Origin of the sequence: Paenibacillus macerans (assembly GCF_050565405.1) — a bacterium.
Classification (GTDB): Bacteria; Bacillota; Bacilli; order Paenibacillales; family Paenibacillaceae; genus Fontibacillus; species Fontibacillus macerans_B.
This window is the reverse complement of sequence record NZ_JBNYYG010000033.1, coordinates 37,711-60,705: the sequence shown is the minus strand read 5'-3', so window position 1 is coordinate 60,705 and position 22,995 is coordinate 37,711. Positions and strand designations below refer to the sequence as shown.

Here is a 22,995-nt window from a genome sequence, read left to right as displayed (position 1 = left end):
GATCGCCATGAAAAATGCACCCCTTATATTTCATCGGTTTACCCAAGGGGGGTTTCCAATGTCTAGTATAAGGGGTGCACTCCAATCGCCGCGGGGTCTTTTTCGGTTTATTTCTTCATCCCCGTGTAAATGTGAACCGCGTTCCGCAGAAACTCGGCCGTCCCGGCCTGCTCCGCGTCATAATAAGCCTTGAAGCGTTCATCGTCCACGTACATTTGCGCTAGCCCTGCGTGGGCTTCCTTGCTGTATTCGCTCCAGTAATAAGTCAGCCACTGCTTGTGCAGATCGGCGGCTTTCTGCGCCAGTTCCCCTGCCGGGTCGCCCGTTTTGAAGGCTTCCGCCAACGTGGCATTCACTTCATTCGCCAGCCGCGTAACCTCCTCATACTGCTCCTCGGTCATGTTCATCAGCTTCCGGTTGGACTTGTCGACCGTGTCGTCCCCGTATTTTTCGCGGATTTCCCGGCCGTATTTCTGCTCGTTATCTTCGATCATCTGTTTTTTGAAGCCCTCGAATTTCTCCTGATTGTTCATCGTGATTCTCCCTTCCTGCGACGCGATCGTTTTTTCCACATTGGCGATTAACGCGTCGAGCTGCTTTCGTTTGTCAAGGAGCTGTTTGCGGTGTTCTCTCAGCGCATGGGTGCCGTCAAAGGAAGGATCGGTGACGATCGCCTTGATGTCCTCCAGGCTCATGCCAAGCTCCCGGTAGAACAAAATTTGCTGCAACCGGTCGACCTCCCGCTGCCCGTAGATGCGGTATCCCGACGAGCTCATTCTTGCCGGCTTAAGAATGCCAATCTCATCGTAATAGCGCAGCGTCCGGGTGCTTATCCCGGCTAGGCGTCCCAGCTTCTGAACGGTGTATTCCATGTGATCACCTCCTGACAAGATCACTATAAACGTTGACGTAACGTGAAGGTCAAATCTTTTTTCAAGAAAAATTCTGGGACCAACGAGGGCGCGGCACCTTTACCGTTTCGCCGGACAATATCGCCCGCTCGATCATCAGGCCGAGATATTGATCCTGCGCCGCTTCCCACAAGCCGTAAAATTCGGAGCCTCCCTGCACGTAATCAGCCATACGCTGCAGGCAAGTGGCAATCGCCAGCTCATCATCATATAATCTGGCCGGCGCGAACGGATTCGTATACAGCCATTGTTCCCCGCACAAATATCCTTGGAGAAAATACCCCTCCTGGTTCTCCAGCTCGCCTTTGTTGATCCGCTTCAGCTCAAGCTGCAGCGGGACCCTATTCTCCTGTTGGATCAACACCCGCGAATCGAAGATTTCTCCGCGCTCCCCGCGTGCGTTGCAGTGGTTCGAGCGGATCCAGGAACGGTGCTGGTCGCGGGTGAAGTCGTAAATCCCCAGCCGGTCGCCAAAGTCGAGCCAGGCCAAATCGCGGACGGAAGGAACCCGCTTATCCTCCGTCGGCGGACCGCTGCGGCTCGGCCCCTGCACCCAATTCGTTTCGAACCGCATGCCGCGGATGCGAACCTCTTCACAGGAAATGCCGAGCAGACGGCGGATCAGGCTAACCCCATGGTAGAAATGGGAGACCGAAACGGTTGCCTCGGTGATTTTGCCGAGCCGGCCCGATTGGATCAAAGCCAACCGTGCCTGCTGGATAGGATGCATGTGGTATTGCTCGGCCACCTGAATCCCGGCTCCCTTCCCACCCAGGCGGTCGTGGAGGAGCTCCAGTCCCGCCAAATCCGTCACCGGCGGCGTTTCCGCCAGGACGGGAATGCCCGACTCCGCCAGCATCAGCAGGTAAGGCGGCATCTCCGAGCCGCTGACGGATAGCACGACGAAATCCGGATGCTCCTGCTGCAGCAGAGCTTCCATGGAACGGTACGTCCGCACGCCCCACTGCCGCTCCATCGCTTGCGCTTTAAGCTCGTCCCTGACGACCAGACCGCCGATTTGAAACCGGTCCGGCAGCGCCTGGGCGATCCGTAAATAATATTGCGCCCGGAAGCCGGCACCGCCGATAATGCTGAATTGGATAGGCATGCTCATCCCCGCCATTTCTATTATAATTCGGTTAACTCAAGCGCTGCGGCCGGCAGCTACGCTTTCCGGCGAAAGCGCGGCGCCTGGGCGATAATGCTCTCCTGCGCGTAGAAAATGGATTCCTTCGAAAGCGGCAGCGCCACCGGCTTGCCCGTTGCCGCCGCTTCATAGATCGCCATGACCAGCTCGATCGATTTCCGCCCTTCGCTCCCGTCGATCAGCACCTGCCGCGAACCGGTCTCGATGGCGGTGAGCACATCGTCGATTTGCCCGGCATGGCCGGTATATTTCAGCGGCTCGATCCCTGCCGCAAACCTTTCGATCTCCTCCTCCAAAGCGGGATTCCGCTGCGGAAATCCGCCCGACTGCTCCGCCGAGGCGTACAACTGCCAAGGCATCGACACCTTGGCCCGTCTTCCTTGAAAGACGAGCCGCTGCTCCTCCCCGTGATGCACGACGGAACTGGTGATTTGCCCCAAGCTGCCGTCCGGGAACGTCAGGATGGCGGTGGAAAGATCCTCGACCTCCGAATTGTCGTGCGACGTATTGGCGGTTACCGCCTGAACGGCGGTCGGCATGCCCATGACCCACTGCAGCATATCGATGTGATGGACCGCATGGTTGATGACGCAGCCGCCGCCTTCTTTTTCCCAGGTGCCCCGCCAATCAACGTCGTAATAACTATGGCCTCTCCACCAGTAGGAGTTGGCTTCTGCATGAACGATCCTGCCCGCCAAGCCGGACTCGATCACCTTCTTCACCTTTTGGATCGGATCGTAAAAGCGGTTTTGCCCGACCACGGACAAAATCCCCGCGCTATGGGAGGCCGCCTCCAGCATTCGATCGCATTCCGACAGCGACGGAGCCATCGGCTTCTCGACCAGCACGTGCTTTCCCGCGCGCAGGAAGGCGGACGCGATTTCCGCATGGGTGTAAGGCGGCGTGCAAATCGACACCAGATCCAGCTCCGGGTTGTCCAGCAGCGCCTCGTAATCGTTGAACATCCCGCAATCCAGCGCATGCTCTTCCTTCAGTTTCTGCGCCTTATCTCCCTGACGGTCGACCAAAGCGATTACCTTGCAGCGGCCTGGGAACCCGGCATACGCCGCCAGATGCACGCCCGCGATCGAACCGGTGCCGACGATAGCTACCTTTATCATGTACTCCACTCCTCAGGTTTCCGGTTTATTTAATCAAATCGGTTGGATTCAGACCGGTAATTTTCTTGAACAAGGTACTGAAATACGGCACATTTTTGTAACCGACCCGCTCTGCGACCTCATAGACGAGCATGTTGCGTTCAAGCAGCAGCTCGCGCGCTTTTTCGATGCGTACCCGGGTTAAATAGTTGTTGAACGTTTCCCCGGTAATATTTTTGAAAATGATCGACAAGTGGTTGCGGGAAATGTAAATCTTCTCCGAAAGTTCCGCCAAAGTGACCTCCTCGGCATAATGCTCATGGATGTATTGCGTCATGAAATCGACCACTTGCCGGTGTTTACTGTTCCCGCGCCATTGGCGGCTGCTGCAAATGAGGGAGATTTTGGCGGACAGCCACGCGGACAGCTGCTCCGGTCCGGTTAGGCCAACCAATTCTTTCGTCACCTGCTCGCCGGGCACGAGATCTTCCAGCAGCACGCCGGCTTCGTACAGGCAATAGGTGAATACGCCCCACAGCTCGCAGGCCAACACCTGGATATATTCCGGCGTCATCGCCTTATGCAGCTCCAGCCGGCTCATATAATCGGCGACCAGCTTATTGGCTTCTTCCTCCTGCGAAGCTTTGATCGCCGCGGCCAGCTCGACGTAGAATTTGACCGAAAACAGGCTCGCCGTCCCCCGTTTCTCGCCGTCTTCCTCCTTAAACGCATACAGAGCATAAACCGGGTCCATTCGGCCGGATCTCAAATCCATCGCGCGGAAAGCTTCTTCAGTAGAGTCCGGAATGTCGGGCCAGTCCGGCTTGATGCCCCCGATCCCCACCCGGACGACCAGCTTAAGACAGCTCTTGATCGCGTCGATTAGTTTGATGCCCAGCTCCTTCAGCTTGCTCTTCAGCCGTTCGGCGCCGTCCTCCGGTCGCGGATGGACGATCAGCACCGCCCTCGTGCTGTGCAGCTCCGTATATTCGATGTTCCCGAACATTTTGCGGGCGACTTCGCAGGCGATATTGCTGATGGCAAACCGGAACAGGTTCCAATCCGACAAGGTGAATTCGCTGGCGCGCACATCGCGCACGAGATCGATCCCGATCGTCGCATGGCTGCATTCCGCCCAATACCGGTAAGGCTCGGGCAAACGCCCCGCTTCGCGGTAGGAAGGGTCGAGCGTGCCGACCACCGCCGAACGGACCCATTCCTTCTCGATGAACGGTTCATAGAGGCTGAGCTTCCGCTCCATTTCGCCTTGCTTGTGCCGCTTCGCCTCCTCCGTGGCCAACTCGTCGATCACCTTGGTCAAGATCGTTTTCAGCGTCGGCACGCTGATCGGCTTGGACACGTAGTCGCTGACGTTATACCGCAGCGCTTGCCGGGCGTGCTCAAAGTCCGAATATCCGCTGAAAATGATTACTTTCCCGTCATATCCTTCCTTGCGCAGTTGCTCGATCATATCGATGCCGTTCATCGACGGCATGTAAATATCCGTAATGACGATATCCGGTTCGGTCTGGCGGACCACGTTCAAACCGTCCTCCCCGTTTAAGGCCTCCCCGACCCATTCCGCTCCCAGCTGATTCCAGGGAATGGCACGCCTCATGCCCTGCAGCACTTGACGTTCATCATCGATAATGGCAATTTTCCACACCCTTATCTTCCTCCTTAAACATGATCTATGGATGACTTTCCCCGCTTATTCCGCGGCGGCTTCGGGGGAAAATGGATCGCTGAGCGGTGGAACCGGCGGCTCCGGCAACCGCGGCAGCGTGATGACCACGCGGGTCCCGCCTTCCTCCCGCTCGGCAAGCATAGCGCCGTAAGCGCCTTCAAAGTACCCGGCGATCCGCTCCTTGACGTTTCGGATGCCATAGCCGCCGGTATGCCGCTTCCGCTGTAAGTCCACCGCCTGCTTCAGGCCGATCCCGTCGTCGTCGATCGTAATTTGCAATTGATCCGGTTGCTCCTCCAGCGTAATCGCGATTTTCCCGCGATTGCGGGCATTAAACCCGTGGACGATGGCATTCTCGACGAACGGCTGCAACGTCAGCTTCGGAATGAACAGCTCTTGGACCGAAAACGGCGCATCGATGTGGTAGTCCAGCTCGCCCCCGCCGCCGGCTTGCCAGCGAAGCTGCTGAATCTCCAGATAACAACGGATATGTTCCAGCTCCTCGCCAATGCTGATAAAGCTGTCGCCGTTGGATAAGCCGATGCGGAACATCCGTCCCATCAATTCCAAAATGCGGCTGAGCTCATCCTGGCCGGCTTCGATCGCCATCCAGTTCAATTGATCGAGCATATTGTACAGAAAATGCGGGTTGATGTTGGCCTGCAGCGCTTCGATTTCCGCCTTGCGCTGCTGCTCGTAGCGTTGCTGCAGCGAGCGGTACAGCTCTTCGATCTGTTCCATTTGCTTGCGGTAGCCCGCGAACAAATAGCCGAATTCATTTTCATAGTCATCCGGCAAATCCACGGGGTTGCTTCCGCGGTCGTTCACGAAGTACATCCGCATCGCCGTAACGAGCTGCTTGATCGGCTTGGTGAACTGCCGGCTGATATACAGGGTCAATACAAGCACCAGCAAAACGGCAACGACCCCGATCACCCCGATCACCAGCGCCAGCCGGAAGCTGCCGTCGGTAATTTCGTTCCAGGAGGTGATTTCGACGAGCATCCAATGGGAATCGCGCAGCTTGGAATACACCAGCAGCGAATTGCCCAGCTCGCCCTCGCCGCGAATGTGCACGTAGCCGGACTGCTCGCTTTTCACGTCGATCCATTGCGACAGCTCGGCATGCTCCGGGACCCGGCCGGTTTTAACCGTCTGCTGCCCCAAAGTGTCGAACATCATCCGATTGGCCGAGGCGGAATGCCCGGCCAGCAGCTTCTCGATTTCTTTGGCTTTCACATGGATGACCAGCACGCCGAGATATTTGTCCTCCTCGACGATTTTCCTTGCAAAGCTGAGCACCGGTACGTTCCCTTGAAAGCTGGGGACTTCGTGCTCCCGCGACCAGGCGAAATCGTTTTTGTCGAGCGCCTCGACCCACTCCTGCTTCGCCAAATCGCCAAGCCCCCGGAACTGGATGTAGCTGTTGGCATCGCCCCGCAGCGGGCGTTCCATATATAGATCGATTCCCTGAATGATCGGGATCGAATAGGTCAAGTTGGCCAGCGCGTGTTCTACGCTGACGGACCTGCGGTGGCGGTCATATTCGTCCTGACGGTCCCGCAAAAACGTGATCAGCTCATTGTCGCGGGACGTAGATAGGGAGATCTGTTCGATCGTCACCAGCCGGGTGGAGATTTCGTTGTTCAATTCGTCCAGCAGCAGTTGCTGGTAGTGCGAACTTGTTTTCGCCAGCTCGCCCGATGAAATGCTGTAGCTTGCCCAGGCGATGCAGGCCAACACGACTACGATGAGTACGGCAAAGCTGCGGAAAAAGAGACTGTCGATGCGGAATTTCTTAAACGGATTGGTCATTTCTAGGCTGCACTCCCTTCAGGTCTAAGGAGAAAAAACGGTAAAAGCGCGAAAGATCTTCACGCTTTACCGTTATATAATTGGCTGTTCGCCGTCCTTAACCCTTTATTCCGGTCGTGGCAATCCCCTCAACGAAGTATTTCTGCAGGAACATGAAGATGACGGTAGCCGGGATGATGGACACGAGCGACATCGCCAGCAGTTGCCCCCATTCCTGGGCGGACTGGGAGTCGTTGATCATCCGCAGCGCCAGGCCGACCGTGTATTTGTCCACCGAGTTGAGATACAGCAGGTGGCCCAGGAAATCGTCCCAATTCCACAGGAAGCAGAAGATCATGATGGTGACGATCGCCGGCTTCATCAGCGGCATCACGACGCGCAGGTAGATGCCGAACCATGAGCAGCCGTCGATTTTGGCCGACTCGTCCAGCTCCTTCGGAATGCCGCGCACGAACTGGATCAGCAGGAAGACGAAGAAGGTTCCTCCCGCGCCGCTAGCCAGCATGTGCGGAGCGATGAACGGCCAATACGTATTCACCCAGCCCAGCTTATGGAACAAGGCGTATTGCGGAATGATCAGCACCTGCCCCGGCATCATCAGCGTCAGCATGAACAGGGAAAACCAGAGATTTTTCAACGGGAAATTCAGTCTCCCGAACCCGAAGGCCACCAGGGTGCTGGATACCAGCGTTGCCGCCAGGACGGCCAGTTCAAGGCCGAAGGTATTAAGGTAAAAGTCGGTGAATGAATGGCCCGGCACCGAATTCCAGCCTTTGACGAAGTTGCTCCACTGCGGTACTGAAGGGAAAATATTCGGCGAGGCCAGCTCGCTGTTCGTTTTCAGCGAGGCCCCGACCCACCAGAGCACCGGATAGACCATCACCAGGCTGAACAAGATCATGAAGGCATGCCGGATCAGCGGCTTCCATTTGAAGGTCATTTGCCTTTTCTCCCTTCCGTTTCCGTTTCGTAGAACACCCAGTACTTCGAGGTACCGGCGATGATCAGCGTGGCTACGACGATCATGACCAGCATAATCCAGGCCAGCGCCGAGGAGTAACCGAGCTGATAACGGCTGAATGCCCTTTCATACAAGTACATCGCGTATACGAAGGTCGAGTTCATCGGTCCCCCGTTCGTAATGACAAACGCCGAGGTAAACATCTGGAAGGCGTTGATCACGCCCATGACCAGGTTGAAGTACAGGATCGGCGACAGCATCGGAAGGGTGATGCTGAAGAACTGGCGGAATTTGCTCGCGCCGTCTACCGCCGAAGCTTCGTACAAATCGTTCGGAACCTGCTTCAAGCCGGCCAGGAAAATAACCATCGACGAACCGAACTGCCACACCGTCAGCAGGACCAGCGTGCTTAGCGCGGTGTCCGGGCTCGTGATCCAGCCTTTGCCCTCGAAGCCGAATACGGCAATGATCTTGTTGAAGATGCCGTCCACACCGAAAATGTTGCGCCACAGCAGCGACACGGCGATGCTGCCCCCGATCAGCGACGGGAAATAAATCGCCGTCCGGTACAGGCCGATCCCGCGGATCGCTTTGTTTAGCACCATAGCGACGAGCAAAGCCGCAATCAGTTTCAGAGGCACCGAAGCCAGAACGTACAAGAACGTGACCTTGATGGAAGTGACGAATTTGGAATCCGCCGTAAAGATCAGTTCATAGTTCTTGGTACCAACCCAACTGATCGGCTCCATCAGCGTGTAGTCCGTAAACGAGTAGTACAGCGATAATAATAGCGGGTACGCGGTCAGCCCGATAAAACCGAGCAGCCACGGCGAAATAAATAAATAGCCGGCCACCGGCGCGTTCCATCTTTTCAGGAATGCCCGGCGTTTCTTTAGCCTGGGTGCCTCTTTCACGGCTAAGGCTGTGGAACTTTTCATGCTTGCTCACCTCTGCAGTTTCTGTTCATCTCATAAATTAAGTATAGAGCGAGCCTCCGGGCGGTTGTAGAAGAGGAATCCTCGATTTCTTTTAAAATATCACGGAAAAGCGCGGGCCTCCTTCATGGGCACTTCAGCCGCCGGGTCGGTAGGCATAGCAGCGGGACTTGCCCAACCGCCACGAAAGTTCGCGTTAGCGGCGGTATAAGCTGTGCTCCTCAACATCAGCGGAACGCATAATGCTCTAACGGACCCAGATGACGCTATCGGCTATTTCCCGCGCTAACGGACCGAGAAGACCTTATTCTGCGAAAAACGTTGCTTTGAAGGTCGTTTGCGCATCAATAACGTCTCTGGAGTCCGTTAAAATGCAGGTCAACTACATTATGCGGCCAATAAGGGCACTAGAGTCCGCTAGCCTTGCTCTGGGTAGGTTACCGGCCCTAATAAAAGAGGAGAAGGACCTTCTTGGCTCCCGCTCCTCCGCTAATGAAAAAGAATTTAATAAATCCGTCTCCCCTGCTTGTCGGGAATGCCGCTTTTCCGATAAAAATACGTGTTAATCTGATCGCGCCATTCCTTGGCGTGTTCCGCTTGCTCCGCCAGCCGCTCGGCTACCTGGCGATGGAGCACTTCCTCCATCGTCCCGGTTAGGCTGTCCCAGCGCTCTCGCAGTCTGGCAGCCAGCTCCGCCCCCTCGAAATGCGTGTCATAAATATGCTGGATGACCGTTTTGCCGGAGTGCAGCACATGGGTGTATGGAACATGATGGAAGAACAGCAGCAGCTCGTCCGGGCAGGTCTCCGGCGATTCGTACAAACGGAAATTCGGCTCCGCGTATTGCGCCGTATAGCCCGTCCCCGTCGCTTTCGTCCGATCCACGCCGATGCCATGGCGGTCCGCGAAATGGTAAGTCCCCCACATCGAATACTCGTAGCCGTCGACGTTCGGACCGTAATGGTGATTCGGATTGACCATGAAGCCGATGCCCAGTGGCGCCGTATAGCTTTCATATATGCTCCAGGAATCGAGCAGCAACCCGCGAATCGGCCGGACCAGCCGGTCGTCCCCGCCAAAGACAAGGCGGATCCATTCATCGGCGATGGTCTCGGCGTTGAGCTCCGGATTCCAGGCAAGCCGTCCGTAGCCGTACAGGTTGGCCTGCGCCAGTAAATGCCCGGTCCAATTGGCGTCGTTCCCGATGTTCGAAACGGCGGCAAAGCCGCTATACCGGCTGCCGTGCAGCGATCCGTCGACGATCCGTTTCACCGGCGCTTCCTTCCCTTCGAGATGGGTGTCAAACTCCAGAACTTCCTTCCACTGCGGTACGAGATAGCAAACATGGCGCTGCTGGCCGGTATATTCCTGCGTCACCTGGAACTCGATCATCTGATTCGTGCCCGGCATGGCTCCAAGCAGCGGAGATACAGGCTCACGCACCTGGAAATCGATCGGGCCGTTTTTTACCTGCAAAATCACGTTGTCCTTAAAGCGGCCGTCGAGCGGAACGAAGTGATCGTAAGCGGCCCGCGCCCGGTCCGTCTTGCGGTCACGCCAATCCTGCTTGCAATTGTAGACGAAGCAGCGCCAAATCACGAGCCCGCCGTAAGGCTCCAGGGCGTCGGCCAGCATGTTGGCCCCGTCCGCATGGTCGCGCCCGTAAGTAAACGGGCCGGGGCGGTTCTCCGAATCCGCCTTGACCAGGAAACCGCCAAAATCCGGGATCGCCCGGTAAATGTCGGCCGTGCGTCTCCGCCACCAGTCGGCCACATCCTGATCCAGCGGATCAGCTGTGGTCAGGCCGTCAAGCTCCATCGGCGCAGCGAAATTGATGCTCAGGAACAGCTTGATCCCGTATGCCCGGAAGATATCGGCCACCTTGGCCACCTCCGGGAGGAACTCCTCCGTGACCAGCTTCGTTTCGATCCGGTGCACGTTTACGTTATTGACGGAAATCGCGTTGATCCCCGTGGACGCCAGCAGCCGCGCATAATCGCGAATGCGCTCCAAATCCCAGACAAAGCCGTCATTCTCGTAAAAAATCGAGTTCCCGGCGTATCCGCGTTCGATGCTCCCGTCGATATTGTCCCATTGGTTGAGCATCCGCAGCTGGTTAACCGGACGCTCCGCCACGTCCAAATCCTGCAAGGAGGCGCCGGTGCCGATCCGCCGCAGCAAATCGAAAACGCCGTACAAGACGCCTGCCGGTTCTTCCGCACCGATGGCAATCTGTCCCGCTCCCGGTGCGGATTTCAGCGCGTAACCCTCGGAGCCTAAGGCCATACCGGCCCCGTCCGGAAAGATTCCGTCGATCACGCGGCTGCTTCCGAACAAGCCAAGCGCGATTTGCGGTCCTTCTCCAGGCTGATCCGTGACGGAAACGGGTTGCCCCAGCATCCCCTCCAATCCCCGGGCAAGCTCGGCCGCCGCCGAATCCAGGATTTCATCCGCCCCTTCGACGAAGATGCGGCCGTACGCGGCGATCTCCTCCTTCTGCTTTCCCGATGCGATCTCGCGATAACGAAGCCAAGCCTCATATCCGCTGTCTGCGGCAAATACGGGTGTGTTGTTCACGATAACTCCTCCTGTCAAATCAATTGAAATAGCGGTTCGTCCGCGATGAAAAACACCGGAATGCCCGGGTAATCGGCTTGGAGCCTGTATGCCAGACGCTTCATTCCGGGAATTTCGCTCGGGCCGTGCCCCAGGACGATCAACGCTTGGTTTCGTCCTTGGTACGCGGCGTCCCGCACGTATTCCGGCGTCTCCCACTCCGGACCTTCGCCGGCGATGATCAAATCCGCGCCTTCATCTCCCAGCAGCGGGATCGCCAATTCTCCCCCGCCACGGTAACCCGCCAACACCCCGGCCTTGCGGCAAAGCATGGCGGGATCGCCGACGACGCGAACAAACGGCAGATCCAGTTTGCGCTTCCACAACGCGGCAATGTCCCCAAGCGTCATTGGCGGAATTTCCAGCAAAGCGGTTGCCGAACGATGATCAAGCACATAGGATTCCCAGCCCACGGCCTCGATCAAGCCGGCCGTAATTCCGTCGGGCCGCTCCCGATGAATGCCGTCGTGGCAGCGGTAAACCGCCAGGCCTAATTCCTCCAGCCGCCGCTTCTTCTGCAGCACGACCGGATCCCGGCCGATCGGATCCCCTTGATGATGGCGATGGCTATAGAACAACCCTTCATGCGCGATCAACAGATTGGCCCCTAGCGCCGCTGCCCGATCTATGACTTGATGCGAGGCCATGAAGGACACGGCGATGCCTTTCACTTCCGCCGAAAGATCGCCCGCCTCCAGCCGATCAACGGTATTGCAATCCGGCGCGGCTGCCTGCGGCGCCAACCGCTTGGTTACCTCTTCTATCAGCACAGCTATGAGTTCACCTCTTGTTTTGGGTAAAAACCAGCCCGGAACGCCTTGCTTGTTCCGGGCTGGCTGCACCGCCTTATTCGTATGCCATGGCAGCTTCTTTCAGCTGCTTGTAGGCTTCTTCCGGCGTAATTTTGTTAAAGCTCAGCTGATCATGCACCAGAGGAAAATCCTTGTCGATGTAGTTCGTCCAGCCTCCCGCGCCGGCCGTCCAGGTTTGGCCATCCGTTTCGGTGGCACGAAGCAGTTCCATCCCGATCTTGTCGACATCGCTCATGCCCGCTTCGAGCGCCGTTGCATTGTCTTTGTTGACCGGCAGGCCCCGCGACGTTTTCAAGATGGCCGCCGCTTCCGGATCGTTCACGAACCAGTTGATGAACGCTTCGGCTTCCGCCTTATGCTCGGAATTGTCGGATACGGACAAGTACATCGATGGCTTCAGCCAGCCGCCCGCTTCTTCCGCCCGCGGCATCGTCACGAGCGCATAAGCGCCTTTCTTGATGCTGTCCCAAGCGCTGTAGTTATTGGAGAAGCTGTAACGGAACAGGATTTTTCCGGCCACCATCAAGTCCATTTGCGGGTCGAATTCCTTGTCGGAGGAGTTCACGTCCGCCGGCGGTACCAAGCCGTCCTTTCGAAGCTCCTCGAAATGTTTCGCCCATTCCAGGAAAGAGGTTTCGTCGACGTTGAATTTGCCGTCCTCCGTAATCACCATGCCTTTCCCTTTGCTGTACTGGTATGCCGAATACATAAAGTAGTTCGCGGCATAATCCTTGGTGAAATATTGGCCGCTCGGCAGCTTGCCCTTCAGCTCTTTCGCCAAAGCGAAGAAATCGTCCCAGGTCCAGCCGTTTTCCGGGTTTTTGACGCCCAGCTTGTCTAGCGCCGCTTTGTCGTAAATCATCCCGAAGGCAACCGAACCGAGCGGTACCGCATATTGCGTTCCGTCAAGCTGGCCGCCGGCGAGCAGCTTCGGATCGATTTTCGAAACATCCACGCCATCCAGCGGCGCGAGCTGCTTGCGGCTTGCCCAGTCCGGTGCCCAGCCCGGATCGAGTTGAACGATGTCCGGCGCGTTCTTGGCCGCGGCCTGCGTGGACAATTTATCCAAATAGCCGTCCATCCCGGAATATTCCGGCTCGAACGTCACGTTCGGATGCTTTTGCGTATACAAATCAAGTGCGGCCAACGTCGCTTCATGCCGTTCCTGGGATCCCCACCACATAATCCGCAGCTTGACTTGCTCGTCTCCCGCTCCCGTCGTCGCGGCCCCTTCGGAGTTCGCTCCGGCAGGCTCCGCTCCGTTATTCGCGGCAGAATTGCCTCCTCCACCGCAGGCTGCCAGCGACCCGATCAGGGTAACTGCAACCAGCGCTGTCAGTAAACGCTTCCATTTGAACATTGATAACCCTCCCATTTGAATCGTGAGTATCTGATTTACAACTTAATAGTAGCGATTCCAAACGGAAGTGGGTATGAGAGCAATGCACGATTTGTTTTAAAATTACTCGGAAATCAATTGAACCACCTGTCACTGACTTCTCTCTTTAAGCGTCCCGTTAAACGCCTGCACCAAACCATACGGACCAGATCCGCGCAACAAACATCGATCGAGGTGAAATTTCCGCCAATTCCCGGAGCTTGCACCCGAATCCGGGAAATTGGCGGCAGCATGACCTTTTGTTTTTCCTACTCTAATTTCTTACGGGCAGAGCGGCCAACGATATTAAGGCTGATCGTTTAACCGCTGCTTGGCCAAGCGGATCATTTCCTTCACCATCGATCCGCCGATAGCCCCGCCGATTTTCCCGGCTTTCGCCGAGGTCAACTCGCCGTTGTCTCCCTCATTGAGCGGCACGCCCAACGATTTGGCGACCTCGAACTTCACGTCGTCCGGCCGCTGCGGATTGACGGCGTAGCCTTCCCGTTTCATGACTTCCGCTTTGAAACGGCTCAGGTCGGACTCGCGGCCCGGGGCTCCGGGCGATTCGCTCCCATTTGTTTTTACCATGGATATCCCTCGCTTTCAAGTGAGAATTATCCATTAAGATGCCCGGTTTCTTCCATCCCCATGCCGGCCGGGAACCATTCGTAAAGCGCATTAACGGAACAATCCAGCTGATAAGCGATCGATACGGCTACCTTCAGCGGCATGATCCGTTTGTTTTCCATATAATCGAGCAGCCGCTCCGGCTTGTACTGAAGCAGCCTGGCCAGGTCGTCGCACGTATAGCCGGCATCATTCAGGCGCTCCCGTAGCAGGCAGCGGCCGATATCCAATTTCATCAATAATCATCCATTTCTCATATTTTAGCTGATTCTGGAAATATTATGGTCATTGTTCTGCGGATTCATGTGGAGGGGGGAATCATGTTGGATGAAAAAATTAGCGCAGGCCAGCTGGCCGCGATCGTCATCCTGTTTCAAATCGGCAGCTCCTCTTTATTCCTGTTGGCCAGCGAAGCCAAACACGACGCCTGGATCTCCGTCGGCATCGCGATGCTGCTTGGCATGGCGATGCTGCTACTCGTCACGATGCCCATTCAGGCCAAAGCCCCCCATTCCGACCTGATCGAAATATTGAACCGATATTTCGGCAAGTATCTGGGCTTTGCGGTTGGCTTGGCTTTCATTGGATATTTTATTTACAAGTCGGTGCGAAACGTACGGGAGTTCGGAGACCTGGTGATCTTATATATGCTGCCCGGAACGCCTCTAGACGTCGTCATGATCGTGCTTCTGCTGGTTGGAGCCTATGCCATCTACCACGGCATCGAAGTGTTTTTTCGGGTAGGGCAATTAGTGCTTCCCTGGCTGCTGTTGATCTATATCCTGTTGTTCAGCCTTTTGTTCGTTTCCGGTTTAGTCGACTTCAAGCGGCTGCTGCCCCTATTGGAACGGGGATGGATGCCGGTATGGAACGCCGCCATCCCTGAGGTGATTTCTTTCCCGTTCGGGGAAATGGTCGTATTTCTCATGTTCTGGAAGCATGTCACCCGGTTTAGCGACTTTAAAAAGTTTACGCTGCTTCCCTATGCCTTCTCGGGCATGTTTATCGTCATTACCAACATGCTGATCCTCACCGTCCTCGGCGATTTGTCGGGAGCCTATGTCGTCCCCTTCATGTTTGGGACCAGCTTGATCCAAATCGGCGGCTTTCTGGAACGGATGGACCCGTTCGTCAGCTTGCTGCTTTTCGGCGGCGTTTTCTTCAAGCAGACCACCTATTATTTGGCGGCGGTTCTGGCGGCGGCGCAGCTGTTCAAAATAAATCGCCGATTTGTGGTCGTTCCCGTAGGGGCCGCCATATTTGTGGGAGCCAAATTGTTCAAAAGTTATATGGAGCAAATCCGGCTGGGCTTTGAACATAACCTCAAATTTCATTTTCCGGTTTTTCAAATCATTTTGCCCGTTATCCTACTGCTGGTCATGCTCGTTAACCGTTGGCTCAAGCGCAAGCGGGATCGTCGGGTTTTGGAACCCCCTCAAAACGAATGAGAAGGAGATAGCGCCATGGAACAACAGCAAGAACAACAGCATATGGAGCAGCGCAGCCAGCCTCATCCTTTATCATTCCGATTGGAAGATAATCTGGCCAGCCTTCGGGCCGCCGCCAGCAAACGTTCCGACGTCGTGATCCGATGGTTTCACGATCCGGCCACCGACCGAAAAGAATATGCGCTGGTATATATCGAAGGGCTCGTCGACCTTACGGCTATCAACGAGTCCTTGCTCCGCCCGCTCATGTCGGTCTTATCCGTTCCCGACGGGGATACGGCGGAACGTTTTTCCGCCATCCAAAACTGCGCTTGCGCTGCGGGCCCAACCGTCATCGTCGAGGATATGGAAACGCTGTGGCAGCAAATATTGCAGGGGGATACCGTCATTCTCGCGCAAGGGTTTCAGCAGGGCGTCGCGGCCGGCACCTCCGGCGGCGAACGGAGAAGCATCGCAGAGCCGACGACGCAAAATGTGATCCGCGGTCCGAAGGAAGCTTTTACGGAAAGCCTTCGAACCAATACATCCTTGATCAGCCGCAGGCTCAAATCGACCAAGCTTCGCATCGAAAACAAAACCATCGGAGAGCAGACCCAAACCAACGTATCCGTCTTGTATCTGGAAGGAATCGCGGACGCTTCCGTCGTCCGGGAAGTCCACGGGCGCCTTGACAAAATCCGAACCGACGGCATCCTGGAGGGCGGGTATATTGAGGAATTGATCGAAGATGCCGCGTTAAGCCCTTTCCCTACGATTTTTAACACGGAACGTCCCGATGCGGTGACGGCCGGCTTATTGGAAGGACAAATCGCCATCGTCGTCGACGGCTCTCCGTTTGTGCTGCTTGCTCCCGTTACCTTCTTTACCTTTTTCGATTCCAGCGAGGATTATTATCAGCGGTTTTACATCGCTTCGTTTCTGCGTCTGCTCCGTTTCGGCGCTTTTTTCGTCTCCTTGCTGCTGCCTTCGTTATATATCTCCGTGACGACGTATCACCCGGAGATGCTCCCCACGACCCTGCTGGTCAGTTTGGTCGCCCAACGGGAAGGCGTGCCTCTCCCCGCCTTGATCGAAGCTTTCTTGATGGAAATTACGTTCGAAGTACTGCGGGAGGCGGGCGTTCGCATGCCGAAAGCCATCGGTTCGGCTATATCGATCGTGGGGGCGCTGGTGCTGGGACAAGCGGCCGTGGAAGCCGGCCTGATCTCCGCCGCGATGGTCATCATCGTATCGTTTACGGCCATTTCGAACTTCGTGATCCCTTCCCCGAACCTGTCGGTCACGGTCGGGTTGTTCCGCTTCGCGTTGATGCTGCTGGGAGGAACCTTAGGGCTCTACGGCGTCATGGTCGGGTTGATGCTGATTTGCATTCACCTCGCCTCCCTACGGTCGTTTGGCGTGCCGTACCTCATGCCGGTTGCCCCCATGGTCTGGTCGAACCTGAAGGACGTCTTCGTCCGTTTTCCGTTATGGAACATGCGGACCCGTCCCGACGGCATTGCCGGAAAAAACCGGATAAGGCAAAAGAAAATCCTCAAACCACAGCCGCCTGAGCCGAATCCGGGAAAGGAGTGAAACCATGCTTTTTAAGCCCAAGATGATGAAGCTGATGTTCACGTTATTCGCCTGCCTCTCCCTTTGCGGGTGCTGGAGCCGGAAGGAACTGACGGATTTGGCGATTGTATCGGCAACCGGCGTCGATCGAAAAAATAACCAATGGGAGTTGACCTACCAGCTCGTCACCCCGGCAGCCACCGCCTCGGGCACTTCGGGCGGCAATGCTAGCCCCGGTCCGCCGATCAGCGTGCTTTCGATTCAGGGAGACACGCTGCGGAAGGCTTTCGCCAACAACGAACTGGAGAACACGCGTCAGTTGCATATCGGGAACAACCGCGTATTCGTGATCGGCGACGCGGCCGCCAAATACGGGCTGAATTCGTTGATCGACACCTACTTGCGGAATCCGCAAGCAAGGGAAACCGTTAGTATGTTTGTCACCAAACGCAACCCTCGGATCGTCGTATCCCAATTGATGTATCTCGAAAAAAACACCGGCGAAGGCATTCATAAATTGATCGAAAAAGAAACCAAAAACACCTCCATCCTACCAAAAGTCAATATGTACGATTTTGCCTCCCAAACGGCGGGATCATCCAAATGCGCCATCATCCCAGAACTGCTGATCTCCGGCAAGGGCGAGCCGGGTTCGACCAAGGCGCTCGAGACTACGACGAAGGCCTCCAAATTGAAGTTGGGCGGGCTGGCCATCCTGAAGAAAGGAAAGCTGATCGGATGGCTTAACCAAAACGAGGCGCTCGGAATCGCCTTTATCCGCGATCATGTGAACAAAGCCGTGGTTTCGTTTGAATTTGACGGGGGCAAGGAAGAGAACAAAGCGAAATCCACGTTCGAGGTATCCGACTCCTCCACCCGGCTAAAGCTGAGACGCAAGGATGGGCGGATCATCGTGACCGCAACCATCAAAGCCAAAGGCATGATCACGGATACCGAGTTCAAACTCGACGCGATCGATCCGGGCATGGTACGGGAGTTGGAACAGAATATCGGAGCCGAATTGCTGGGTATCATTGGGGAGGGATGGCATGCGGTGCACGGCATGAGGGCGGATGTCGTGGGGTTCGCCGACATGTTTCGCCGCCAAAATCCGCGGGAATGGCAGCAGAAAAAAGAGGACTGGGCCGAGGAATTTGCCAAGATCGAATTCGAACCTTCCATCGAGGTAACGATTGAACGCGTAGGGTTGATCAACCAGTCCTATCAAAAAATCGTGGAGGAATAACGGTGACCGGCTTGAGGTTGACAAATGTCATAGTCCGGCAGACCGATAAAAAAGATAATTTAAACCGATAAACAAATTTTATGAAACTTTTTCCTACTCTTAGACGAAAAGAAGGCTCTGACATGAATTTGGACCAGTATCATCCGATGATCAGCAAACCGCTCAAGGCATCCCTGAAACCGGCTCAGGAGGTGGGCGTGATCCTGCTTTCGGCCCTGCTTGTGGCCGCGGGGCTCGACCTGTTCCTGATTCCGCATAAATTGCTGTCCGGCGGCGTGACGGGCGTTGCCTCCATCATCGGTTATTTGACCGGATGGAACATTTCGATCGTTTACTTCCTGCTCAACGTCCCGCTTATTTTATGGGGGTGGAAGGCGGTTGGCCGGCGTTATATCGTGCTCAGCTGCATCTCGGTCGTCAGTACCACCTGGTTTATCTCCATCATTCCCCAGGTGCAGGTTACCAAAGATCCGATTCTTGCGGCGGTGTTCGGCGGCATCATTTCGGCCGCGGGCATCGGCTATTCGCTGCGCGTAGGCGGCTCCACCGGCGGCTTCGATATTCTCGGGTCCATCGTGACGCGGAGACGGGACGTGCCGATGGGCAATATCCTGTTTCTGATGAACGGCATCGTCATTTTGGCGCTCGGCTTCTTTCAAAGCTGGGACCTGGCCTTGTACTCCATGCTGTCCACCTTCGTCAAAGGCAAAGTCGTGGATATGATTCACGTCGGGCATATCAAGGTTACCTGCTTCATTATCACGAAGAAAAAAGACGAGATGCTCTGCCAGCTGCGCAAGCTCCATCACGGCATCACCTGCCTCCATTCGGAAGGCGGATACCGCGAAGAGCAAAACTATACGCTCATGACCGTAACGACCCGGTATGAGTTGGCGGCCGTCCGGAAAGCGGTGGCCCAGACCGACCCTCACGCCTTTATGAACGTGGTCCAGTCCACGGAGATTCACGGACGGTTCGCCAGACCGGTCAAATAATCCGTTTATTCAAGCTCATCGCGGATCTTATCGCCCGGACCGCTTTTTTGCCCCGGGACGTTCCAGCCGGTGTTTTAACGGCCGCGATCGGAGCCCCGTTTTTTATGATTCTGCTGTACCGGAACCGCAATCGATTTTAATCTTACTAAACCAACTGCTAAAGCTATTGGCATTTCGACGGGACCAGCCTAACGAACCAAAGCCGGCGCCCCCCTCAGGGGACGCCGGCTTTGGTTATTTTTCTATGAGCCTGCTCCGCGGTACCGCTTGACGCCGAAATTCCAGGCGATCAGGCCGATGGCCAGGAACACGGCGCCGACCAGCGGCGTCAGCCAGGCCATATGTCGCATCTCCTCGCGCTCCAGGAACAGCGAGGCCGGGTAGACGCCGACGAAGGCGAACGGCAATATCCAGGTGAGGAGCACCTGAATCGCCCGATTGTAAATCGTCACCGGGTAACGTCCGTACCCTTGCACGTTGTACATGAGCGGTATAATGCCGGTCGGTGCGTCGGAATAAAACGACAGCGAGGTTAACGTCGTATAGATCCCGGTATAAATCGCCACCGCGCTCATCGTGAACAACAACATCGCTGGAATCGTCCACCATTCGAAGCTTAAACCGAGCTGGCCGCCGCTGATCGCCATAATGACCATCCCGATCAATGAGCCGACGAGCGCCGGCGGATCGACGTTTTCCAGGAAGATCTGGAACAGGTTGTAAGCCGGACGCGTCATGATCCGATCCATTTCGCCTTTGACGATGTAACGTTCGCTGAAGTTCCACAGGTTCACGAAGCAACTGAACACGCCGAACGGTACCATAAAGAAGCCGTAAACAAACACCACTTCGCTTTCGCTCCAGCCGCCAAGGCTGTTGGTGTGCATGAAAATGACAAAAATAAAGATCAGGTTCGTCGCTTGAAACAGCAGGTCGGAAATGACCTCTACCCAAAAGTCGGCGCGGTAGGTCAGCCTGGTTTTCATATAATTTTTCAAATATTCGCCCATGAGGCCCAAGTAGTACATCCTCCGCTCAACCCCCTTGCACGAACAGGCGTTTCCGCGAGGCGCGGTACAGCCAAATCATTGGAATCAGTAGAATCACGAACCAGACGACCTGAATTCCCAGCACGTTCCAGATCGAAGCGCCTTGAATCCGGCCCGTAAAGACCGAACCCGGCAAATACGTGATCGCCTGAAACGGCAGGAACGTCATGACCCCGCCCAGCCAGGACGGAAACAGGCTGATCGGGATGATCAGCCCCGAGAACAAATCGACGACAACGCGTTTCATGCGCATGAAGCCTTCGTTATTTTCCACGAAAAAGGCCATCAATCCCGTGATAACGTTGAGTTGGGAATTGATCAGAAAGCTGAAGAACAGCATCACGAGAAACCCAGCCCAGGCGCTTGGCTCTGTCGGCAGTTTGACCGGAAACAGAAGCATGGCGATCGCCATGCCGGGAATCATCAGCATCAAAAACCGGAACACTCCTTCGCCTAAGCCCTGCACCATTTTGACGATCAAGTAGTTATAAGGACGGATGAATTGGATCGCGATGCTCCCGTCGCGGATGTCCGTGGAGATTTCCCGGTCCAAGTTGTTGAAATAAAACGCCCGGGCCATCCAGGAAACGGCCAGGTATGTCGTCATCTGCGAAGCGGTGAACCCGCCCAACTCCCCGCCGCCCCCGTAAATCGCCTTCCACGTAAAATAATAAACCCCGATGTTGAGCGAATAGATCAATATGCCCGAATAGTAGTTCACCCGGTAAGCCAACATCGTCAAAAAGCGGATGCGGATAAAATCCCAATATGCTCCCCATTGGCTAGACATGGATCACCGCACCTTCGCGGCTCTCCGATTCCCCGTCCGCCTGTTTATCGGCCGAACCGGATTGGTAAATGCTGCGCACGATTTCGTCCGTATTGGTTTCGACGATTTTGATATCGGTGATGTCCGCTTTGCCGACGACTTGCCCCAGCACCTCGGACACGCCGATGTCCCGCGGAATCCAAACCTTGGCGTTCAAGTCGTTTTCCGCCGTCCAGATGACCGGCATCGCCCCCGTCCAGCTCCGCAACTGGTCCAGCTTGGTTGCCGTTCCGAATTGGAACAGCACCTCTTTGCCCGTGCCCCAGCGGTCCTTGAGCTCCTCCAGCCCGCCGTCGTAAATGATGCTGCCGTCGTCAAGCATGATGACCCGCGAGCAAAGCGCTTCAATGTCCTGCAGATCGTGCGTGGTCAGCAGAATCGTCGTGCCGTGCTCGCGGTTCATGTCCTTGAGGAAATCGCGAATCTCCGACTTTACCACGATGTCCAGCCCGATCGTCGGCTCGTCGAGGAACACGATCGACGGATTGTGCAGCAGTGCCGCGACCAGTTCGCAGCGCATCCGCTGGCCGAGGCTCAGCTTGCGCACCGGCCGGTTCAGCAGCTCCTGCAGCTGCAACCGCTCCACCAGCTCGTCGAGCCGCTTCTTGTAATCGCCCTGCGGTACGCGATACACCTTGCGCAGCAGCTCGAACGACTCGATCACGCCGATGTCCCACCAGAGCTGGCTGCGCTGGCCGAACACGACACCGATATGCTGCACGAACTTCTCGCGTTCCGCATAGGGCACGAAGCCCCCGACCTTCAAATGCCCCGACGTCGGCACCAGAATGCCGGTGAGCATTTTGATCGTGGTCGATTTTCCGGCCCCGTTTTCCCCGATATATCCGCAGATCTCCCCTTCCGGTATCTGAAAAGAAATATCTTTAACGGCGGCCACTTCGTTGTACTCCCTCTTGAACAAATCGAGAAAGGCCCCCTTGAGGCCTTCGCGATTTTTCTGCACTTTAAATGTCTTGCGCAAATCACGCACTTCAATGGCAGCCATGTCGTACCTCGCTTATACAAATTTTTAGTCCGCTAAAAATTATATAGTAACTTCCATCAAAGCACCAGACCCCATAAGTGCGAGTTCAAGTTAATTCTGAATGATCTGAATAAGGTTGCCGCAAGTATCGTCAAAGACGGCTATTGTGTTGTCCCCCATTTTTGTCGGCTCCATCGTAAACTTCACACTGTTTTCCAATAAACGTTTATACTCTTTATTTATATCTGCAACGCCAAACATGGTTACTGGGATGCCATCGGCAAATAGCTTCTTTTGATATTCTTTGGCGGCAGGATGGTCATTCGGTTCGAGTAAGAGCTCGGTACCGTCTTGCTCATCGGGAGAAACAACCGTGATCCACCTATATTTTCCGGTGGGAACGTCATGTTTTTTTACAAAGCCCAGCGTTTCTGTATAAAACTCCAATGCCTTGTCTTGATCTTGAACGAATATACTGGTAACAATGATCTTCATAATGTTTTTGCCTCCTTTGATATTTGCGACGTTGGCGCTCTGCTAACAAACCGGCTCCAAATCAGAAAAGTTCATAGTTTGAATTAAAACTATTCTACCCATCCTTTCAACAAATTTTTAAGGGGTTCGTTGTTAAATACAACCACTCGATATTTCCCCTTCTTTTCTGATTTTACGAGCCCTGCATCTTCCAATGCGGAAATATGTTTAGCTATCGCCTGTCGCGTAATGGAAAGCTCGTGCTTCGTAATGAGACGCACCGTAAGTTCGTACAACGTCTGCTCGTTGCGTTCGGAAAGTTCGTCTAGTATAAGCCGCCGAGTAGCGTCGCCAAGTGCTTTGAATATAGCGTCTTTGTCCCTATTCATATATCGAGTATAAGCAACCCTGAGGTTGCTTGTC

At 55.4% G+C, this 22,995-nt stretch carries 21 protein-coding genes and 1 pseudogene; 5 read left to right on the top strand and 17 right to left on the bottom strand.

From position 1 onward, the window contains the following. Positions 1–107 precede the first annotated feature (107 nt). The 12 genes from ACQ4N8_RS18290 to ACQ4N8_RS18235 form a co-directional block, all read right to left on the bottom strand. Positions 108–872 (bottom strand): MerR family transcriptional regulator, encoded by a 765-nt coding sequence (locus ACQ4N8_RS18290; protein ID WP_430705790.1) that lies wholly within the window; start codon positions 870–872, stop codon positions 108–110. A gap of 61 nt (positions 873–933) precedes the next feature. Next, on the bottom strand, positions 934–2,025 hold the full coding sequence (locus tag ACQ4N8_RS18285; protein WP_430705789.1) for a Gfo/Idh/MocA family protein: 1,092 nt from the start codon (positions 2,023–2,025) through the stop codon (positions 934–936). Positions 2,026–2,075: 50 nt separating this feature from the next. Further along, the gene (locus ACQ4N8_RS18280) at positions 2,076–3,179 is read right to left on the bottom strand and encodes a Gfo/Idh/MocA family protein (protein WP_430705788.1); all 1,104 of its coding nucleotides are present in this window, start codon (positions 3,177–3,179) and stop codon (positions 2,076–2,078) included. Between the two features lie 25 nt (positions 3,180–3,204). Then, entirely contained in the window at positions 3,205–4,824 is a 1,620-nt protein-coding gene (locus tag ACQ4N8_RS18275) for a response regulator (protein WP_430705787.1), read from the bottom strand. A gap of 45 nt (positions 4,825–4,869) precedes the next feature. Further along, complete coding sequence (locus ACQ4N8_RS18270) at positions 4,870–6,660, bottom strand: cache domain-containing sensor histidine kinase (protein ID WP_430705786.1); 1,791 nt, start codon at positions 6,658–6,660, stop codon at positions 4,870–4,872. Positions 6,661–6,757: 97 nt separating this feature from the next. Further along, a complete protein-coding gene (locus ACQ4N8_RS18265) occupies positions 6,758–7,600 on the bottom strand; it encodes a carbohydrate ABC transporter permease (protein WP_430705785.1) in 843 nt (280 codons plus the stop codon). Further along, positions 7,597–8,559, bottom strand: a complete 963-nt coding sequence (locus ACQ4N8_RS18260; RefSeq protein ID WP_430705784.1) for a carbohydrate ABC transporter permease — start codon at positions 8,557–8,559, stop codon at positions 7,597–7,599. Before ACQ4N8_RS18260 ends, ACQ4N8_RS18265 begins: the two co-directional genes overlap by 4 nt. A 501-nt stretch (positions 8,560–9,060) precedes the next feature. Then, positions 9,061–11,133: an alpha-glucuronidase family glycosyl hydrolase gene (locus tag ACQ4N8_RS18255; RefSeq protein ID WP_430705783.1), complete on the bottom strand. Its 2,073-nt coding sequence runs from the start codon at positions 11,131–11,133 to the stop codon at positions 9,061–9,063. Positions 11,134–11,147: 14 nt separating this feature from the next. Then, positions 11,148–11,942, bottom strand: coding sequence for a Nif3-like dinuclear metal center hexameric protein (locus tag ACQ4N8_RS18250; protein ID WP_430705782.1), 795 nt, complete (start codon positions 11,940–11,942; stop codon positions 11,148–11,150). A 76-nt stretch (positions 11,943–12,018) separates the two neighbouring features. Continuing rightward, positions 12,019–13,344 carry an ABC transporter substrate-binding protein gene (locus ACQ4N8_RS18245; RefSeq protein ID WP_430705781.1) on the bottom strand — a complete coding sequence of 442 codons (1,326 nt, stop codon included), beginning with the start codon at positions 13,342–13,344 and terminating at the stop codon, positions 12,019–12,021. A 324-nt stretch (positions 13,345–13,668) separates the two neighbouring features. Then, positions 13,669–13,953 (bottom strand): small, acid-soluble spore protein, alpha/beta type, encoded by a 285-nt coding sequence (locus tag ACQ4N8_RS18240; RefSeq protein ID WP_430705780.1) that lies wholly within the window; start codon positions 13,951–13,953, stop codon positions 13,669–13,671. A gap of 26 nt (positions 13,954–13,979) precedes the next feature. Beyond that, on the bottom strand, positions 13,980–14,228 hold the full coding sequence (locus ACQ4N8_RS18235; RefSeq protein ID WP_430705779.1) for a helix-turn-helix domain-containing protein: 249 nt from the start codon (positions 14,226–14,228) through the stop codon (positions 13,980–13,982). Between the two features lie 84 nt (positions 14,229–14,312). Between ACQ4N8_RS18235 and ACQ4N8_RS18230 the strand changes: the two genes are divergently transcribed. The 5 genes and pseudogenes from ACQ4N8_RS18230 to ACQ4N8_RS18210 all read left to right on the top strand — a co-directional run. After that, entirely contained in the window at positions 14,313–15,440 is a 1,128-nt protein-coding gene (locus tag ACQ4N8_RS18230) for a GerAB/ArcD/ProY family transporter (RefSeq protein ID WP_430705778.1), read from the top strand. Positions 15,441–15,455: 15 nt separating this feature from the next. Further along, positions 15,456–17,015, top strand: coding sequence for a spore germination protein (locus tag ACQ4N8_RS18225; protein WP_430705777.1), 1,560 nt, complete (start codon positions 15,456–15,458; stop codon positions 17,013–17,015). 4 nt (positions 17,016–17,019) lie between these two features. Continuing rightward, positions 17,020–18,240 (top strand): Ger(x)C family spore germination protein, encoded by a 1,221-nt coding sequence (locus ACQ4N8_RS18220; RefSeq protein WP_430705776.1) that lies wholly within the window; start codon positions 17,020–17,022, stop codon positions 18,238–18,240. Between the two features lie 122 nt (positions 18,241–18,362). Further along, positions 18,363–19,235 carry a YitT family protein gene (locus tag ACQ4N8_RS18215; RefSeq protein WP_430705775.1) on the top strand — a complete coding sequence of 291 codons (873 nt, stop codon included), beginning with the start codon at positions 18,363–18,365 and terminating at the stop codon, positions 19,233–19,235. Positions 19,236–19,249: 14 nt separating this feature from the next. Beyond that, positions 19,250–19,375, top strand: a pseudogene (locus ACQ4N8_RS18210) (iron chelate uptake ABC transporter family permease subunit); the annotation flags it as partial. A 102-nt stretch (positions 19,376–19,477) separates the two neighbouring features. Here the strand turns inward: ACQ4N8_RS18210 and ACQ4N8_RS18205 are convergent. The 5 genes from ACQ4N8_RS18205 to ACQ4N8_RS18185 all read right to left on the bottom strand — a co-directional run bounded on the left by ACQ4N8_RS18205 (position 19,478) and on the right by ACQ4N8_RS18185 (position 22,961). Further along, on the bottom strand, positions 19,478–20,263 hold the full coding sequence (locus ACQ4N8_RS18205) for an ABC transporter permease (RefSeq protein WP_430705774.1): 786 nt from the start codon (positions 20,261–20,263) through the stop codon (positions 19,478–19,480). Between the two features lie 7 nt (positions 20,264–20,270). Next, positions 20,271–21,074 (bottom strand): ABC transporter permease, encoded by an 804-nt coding sequence (locus ACQ4N8_RS18200; protein ID WP_430705773.1) that lies wholly within the window; start codon positions 21,072–21,074, stop codon positions 20,271–20,273. Beyond that, positions 21,067–22,119 carry an ABC transporter ATP-binding protein gene (locus ACQ4N8_RS18195; RefSeq protein WP_430705772.1) on the bottom strand — a complete coding sequence of 351 codons (1,053 nt, stop codon included), beginning with the start codon at positions 22,117–22,119 and terminating at the stop codon, positions 21,067–21,069. The genes ACQ4N8_RS18200 and ACQ4N8_RS18195 overlap by 8 nt, the downstream gene beginning before the upstream one ends. A 90-nt stretch (positions 22,120–22,209) precedes the next feature. After that, a complete protein-coding gene (locus tag ACQ4N8_RS18190; protein ID WP_430705771.1) occupies positions 22,210–22,593 on the bottom strand; it encodes a VOC family protein in 384 nt (127 codons plus the stop codon). An 89-nt stretch (positions 22,594–22,682) separates the two neighbouring features. Beyond that, positions 22,683–22,961, bottom strand: coding sequence for an ArsR/SmtB family transcription factor (locus ACQ4N8_RS18185; protein ID WP_430705770.1), 279 nt, complete (start codon positions 22,959–22,961; stop codon positions 22,683–22,685). Positions 22,962–22,995: the final 34 nt, after the last annotated feature.

What these genes read in the sequence shown, in the direction of transcription:
- ACQ4N8_RS18290 (WP_430705790.1), bottom strand. Translation starts at nt 872, where the DNA reads ATGGAATACACCGTTCAGAAGCTGGGACGCCTAGCCGGGATAAGCACC.
- ACQ4N8_RS18285 (WP_430705789.1), bottom strand. Translation starts at nt 2,025, where the DNA reads ATGAGCATGCCTATCCAATTCAGCATTATCGGCGGTGCCGGCTTCCGG.
- ACQ4N8_RS18280 (WP_430705788.1), bottom strand. Translation starts at nt 3,179, where the DNA reads ATGATAAAGGTAGCTATCGTCGGCACCGGTTCGATCGCGGGCGTGCAT.
- ACQ4N8_RS18270 (WP_430705786.1), bottom strand. Translation starts at nt 6,660, where the DNA reads ATGACCAATCCGTTTAAGAAATTCCGCATCGACAGTCTCTTTTTCCGC.
- ACQ4N8_RS18265 (WP_430705785.1), bottom strand. Translation starts at nt 7,600, where the DNA reads ATGACCTTCAAATGGAAGCCGCTGATCCGGCATGCCTTCATGATCTTG.
- ACQ4N8_RS18260 (WP_430705784.1), bottom strand. Translation starts at nt 8,559, where the DNA reads ATGAAAAGTTCCACAGCCTTAGCCGTGAAAGAGGCACCCAGGCTAAAG.
- ACQ4N8_RS18245 (WP_430705781.1), bottom strand. Translation starts at nt 13,344, where the DNA reads ATGTTCAAATGGAAGCGTTTACTGACAGCGCTGGTTGCAGTTACCCTG.
- ACQ4N8_RS18240 (WP_430705780.1), bottom strand. Translation starts at nt 13,953, where the DNA reads ATGGTAAAAACAAATGGGAGCGAATCGCCCGGAGCCCCGGGCCGCGAG.
- ACQ4N8_RS18235 (WP_430705779.1), bottom strand. Translation starts at nt 14,228, where the DNA reads ATGAAATTGGATATCGGCCGCTGCCTGCTACGGGAGCGCCTGAATGAT.
- ACQ4N8_RS18230 (WP_430705778.1), top strand. Translation starts at nt 14,313, where the DNA reads ATGTTGGATGAAAAAATTAGCGCAGGCCAGCTGGCCGCGATCGTCATC.
- ACQ4N8_RS18225 (WP_430705777.1), top strand. Translation starts at nt 15,456, where the DNA reads ATGGAACAACAGCAAGAACAACAGCATATGGAGCAGCGCAGCCAGCCT.
- ACQ4N8_RS18220 (WP_430705776.1), top strand. Translation starts at nt 17,020, where the DNA reads ATGCTTTTTAAGCCCAAGATGATGAAGCTGATGTTCACGTTATTCGCC.
- ACQ4N8_RS18215 (WP_430705775.1), top strand. Translation starts at nt 18,363, where the DNA reads ATGAATTTGGACCAGTATCATCCGATGATCAGCAAACCGCTCAAGGCA.
- ACQ4N8_RS18205 (WP_430705774.1), bottom strand. Translation starts at nt 20,263, where the DNA reads ATGTACTACTTGGGCCTCATGGGCGAATATTTGAAAAATTATATGAAA.
- ACQ4N8_RS18200 (WP_430705773.1), bottom strand. Translation starts at nt 21,074, where the DNA reads ATGTCTAGCCAATGGGGAGCATATTGGGATTTTATCCGCATCCGCTTT.
- ACQ4N8_RS18195 (WP_430705772.1), bottom strand. Translation starts at nt 22,119, where the DNA reads ATGGCTGCCATTGAAGTGCGTGATTTGCGCAAGACATTTAAAGTGCAG.
- ACQ4N8_RS18190 (WP_430705771.1), bottom strand. Translation starts at nt 22,593, where the DNA reads ATGAAGATCATTGTTACCAGTATATTCGTTCAAGATCAAGACAAGGCA.
- ACQ4N8_RS18185 (WP_430705770.1), bottom strand. Translation starts at nt 22,961, where the DNA reads ATGAATAGGGACAAAGACGCTATATTCAAAGCACTTGGCGACGCTACT.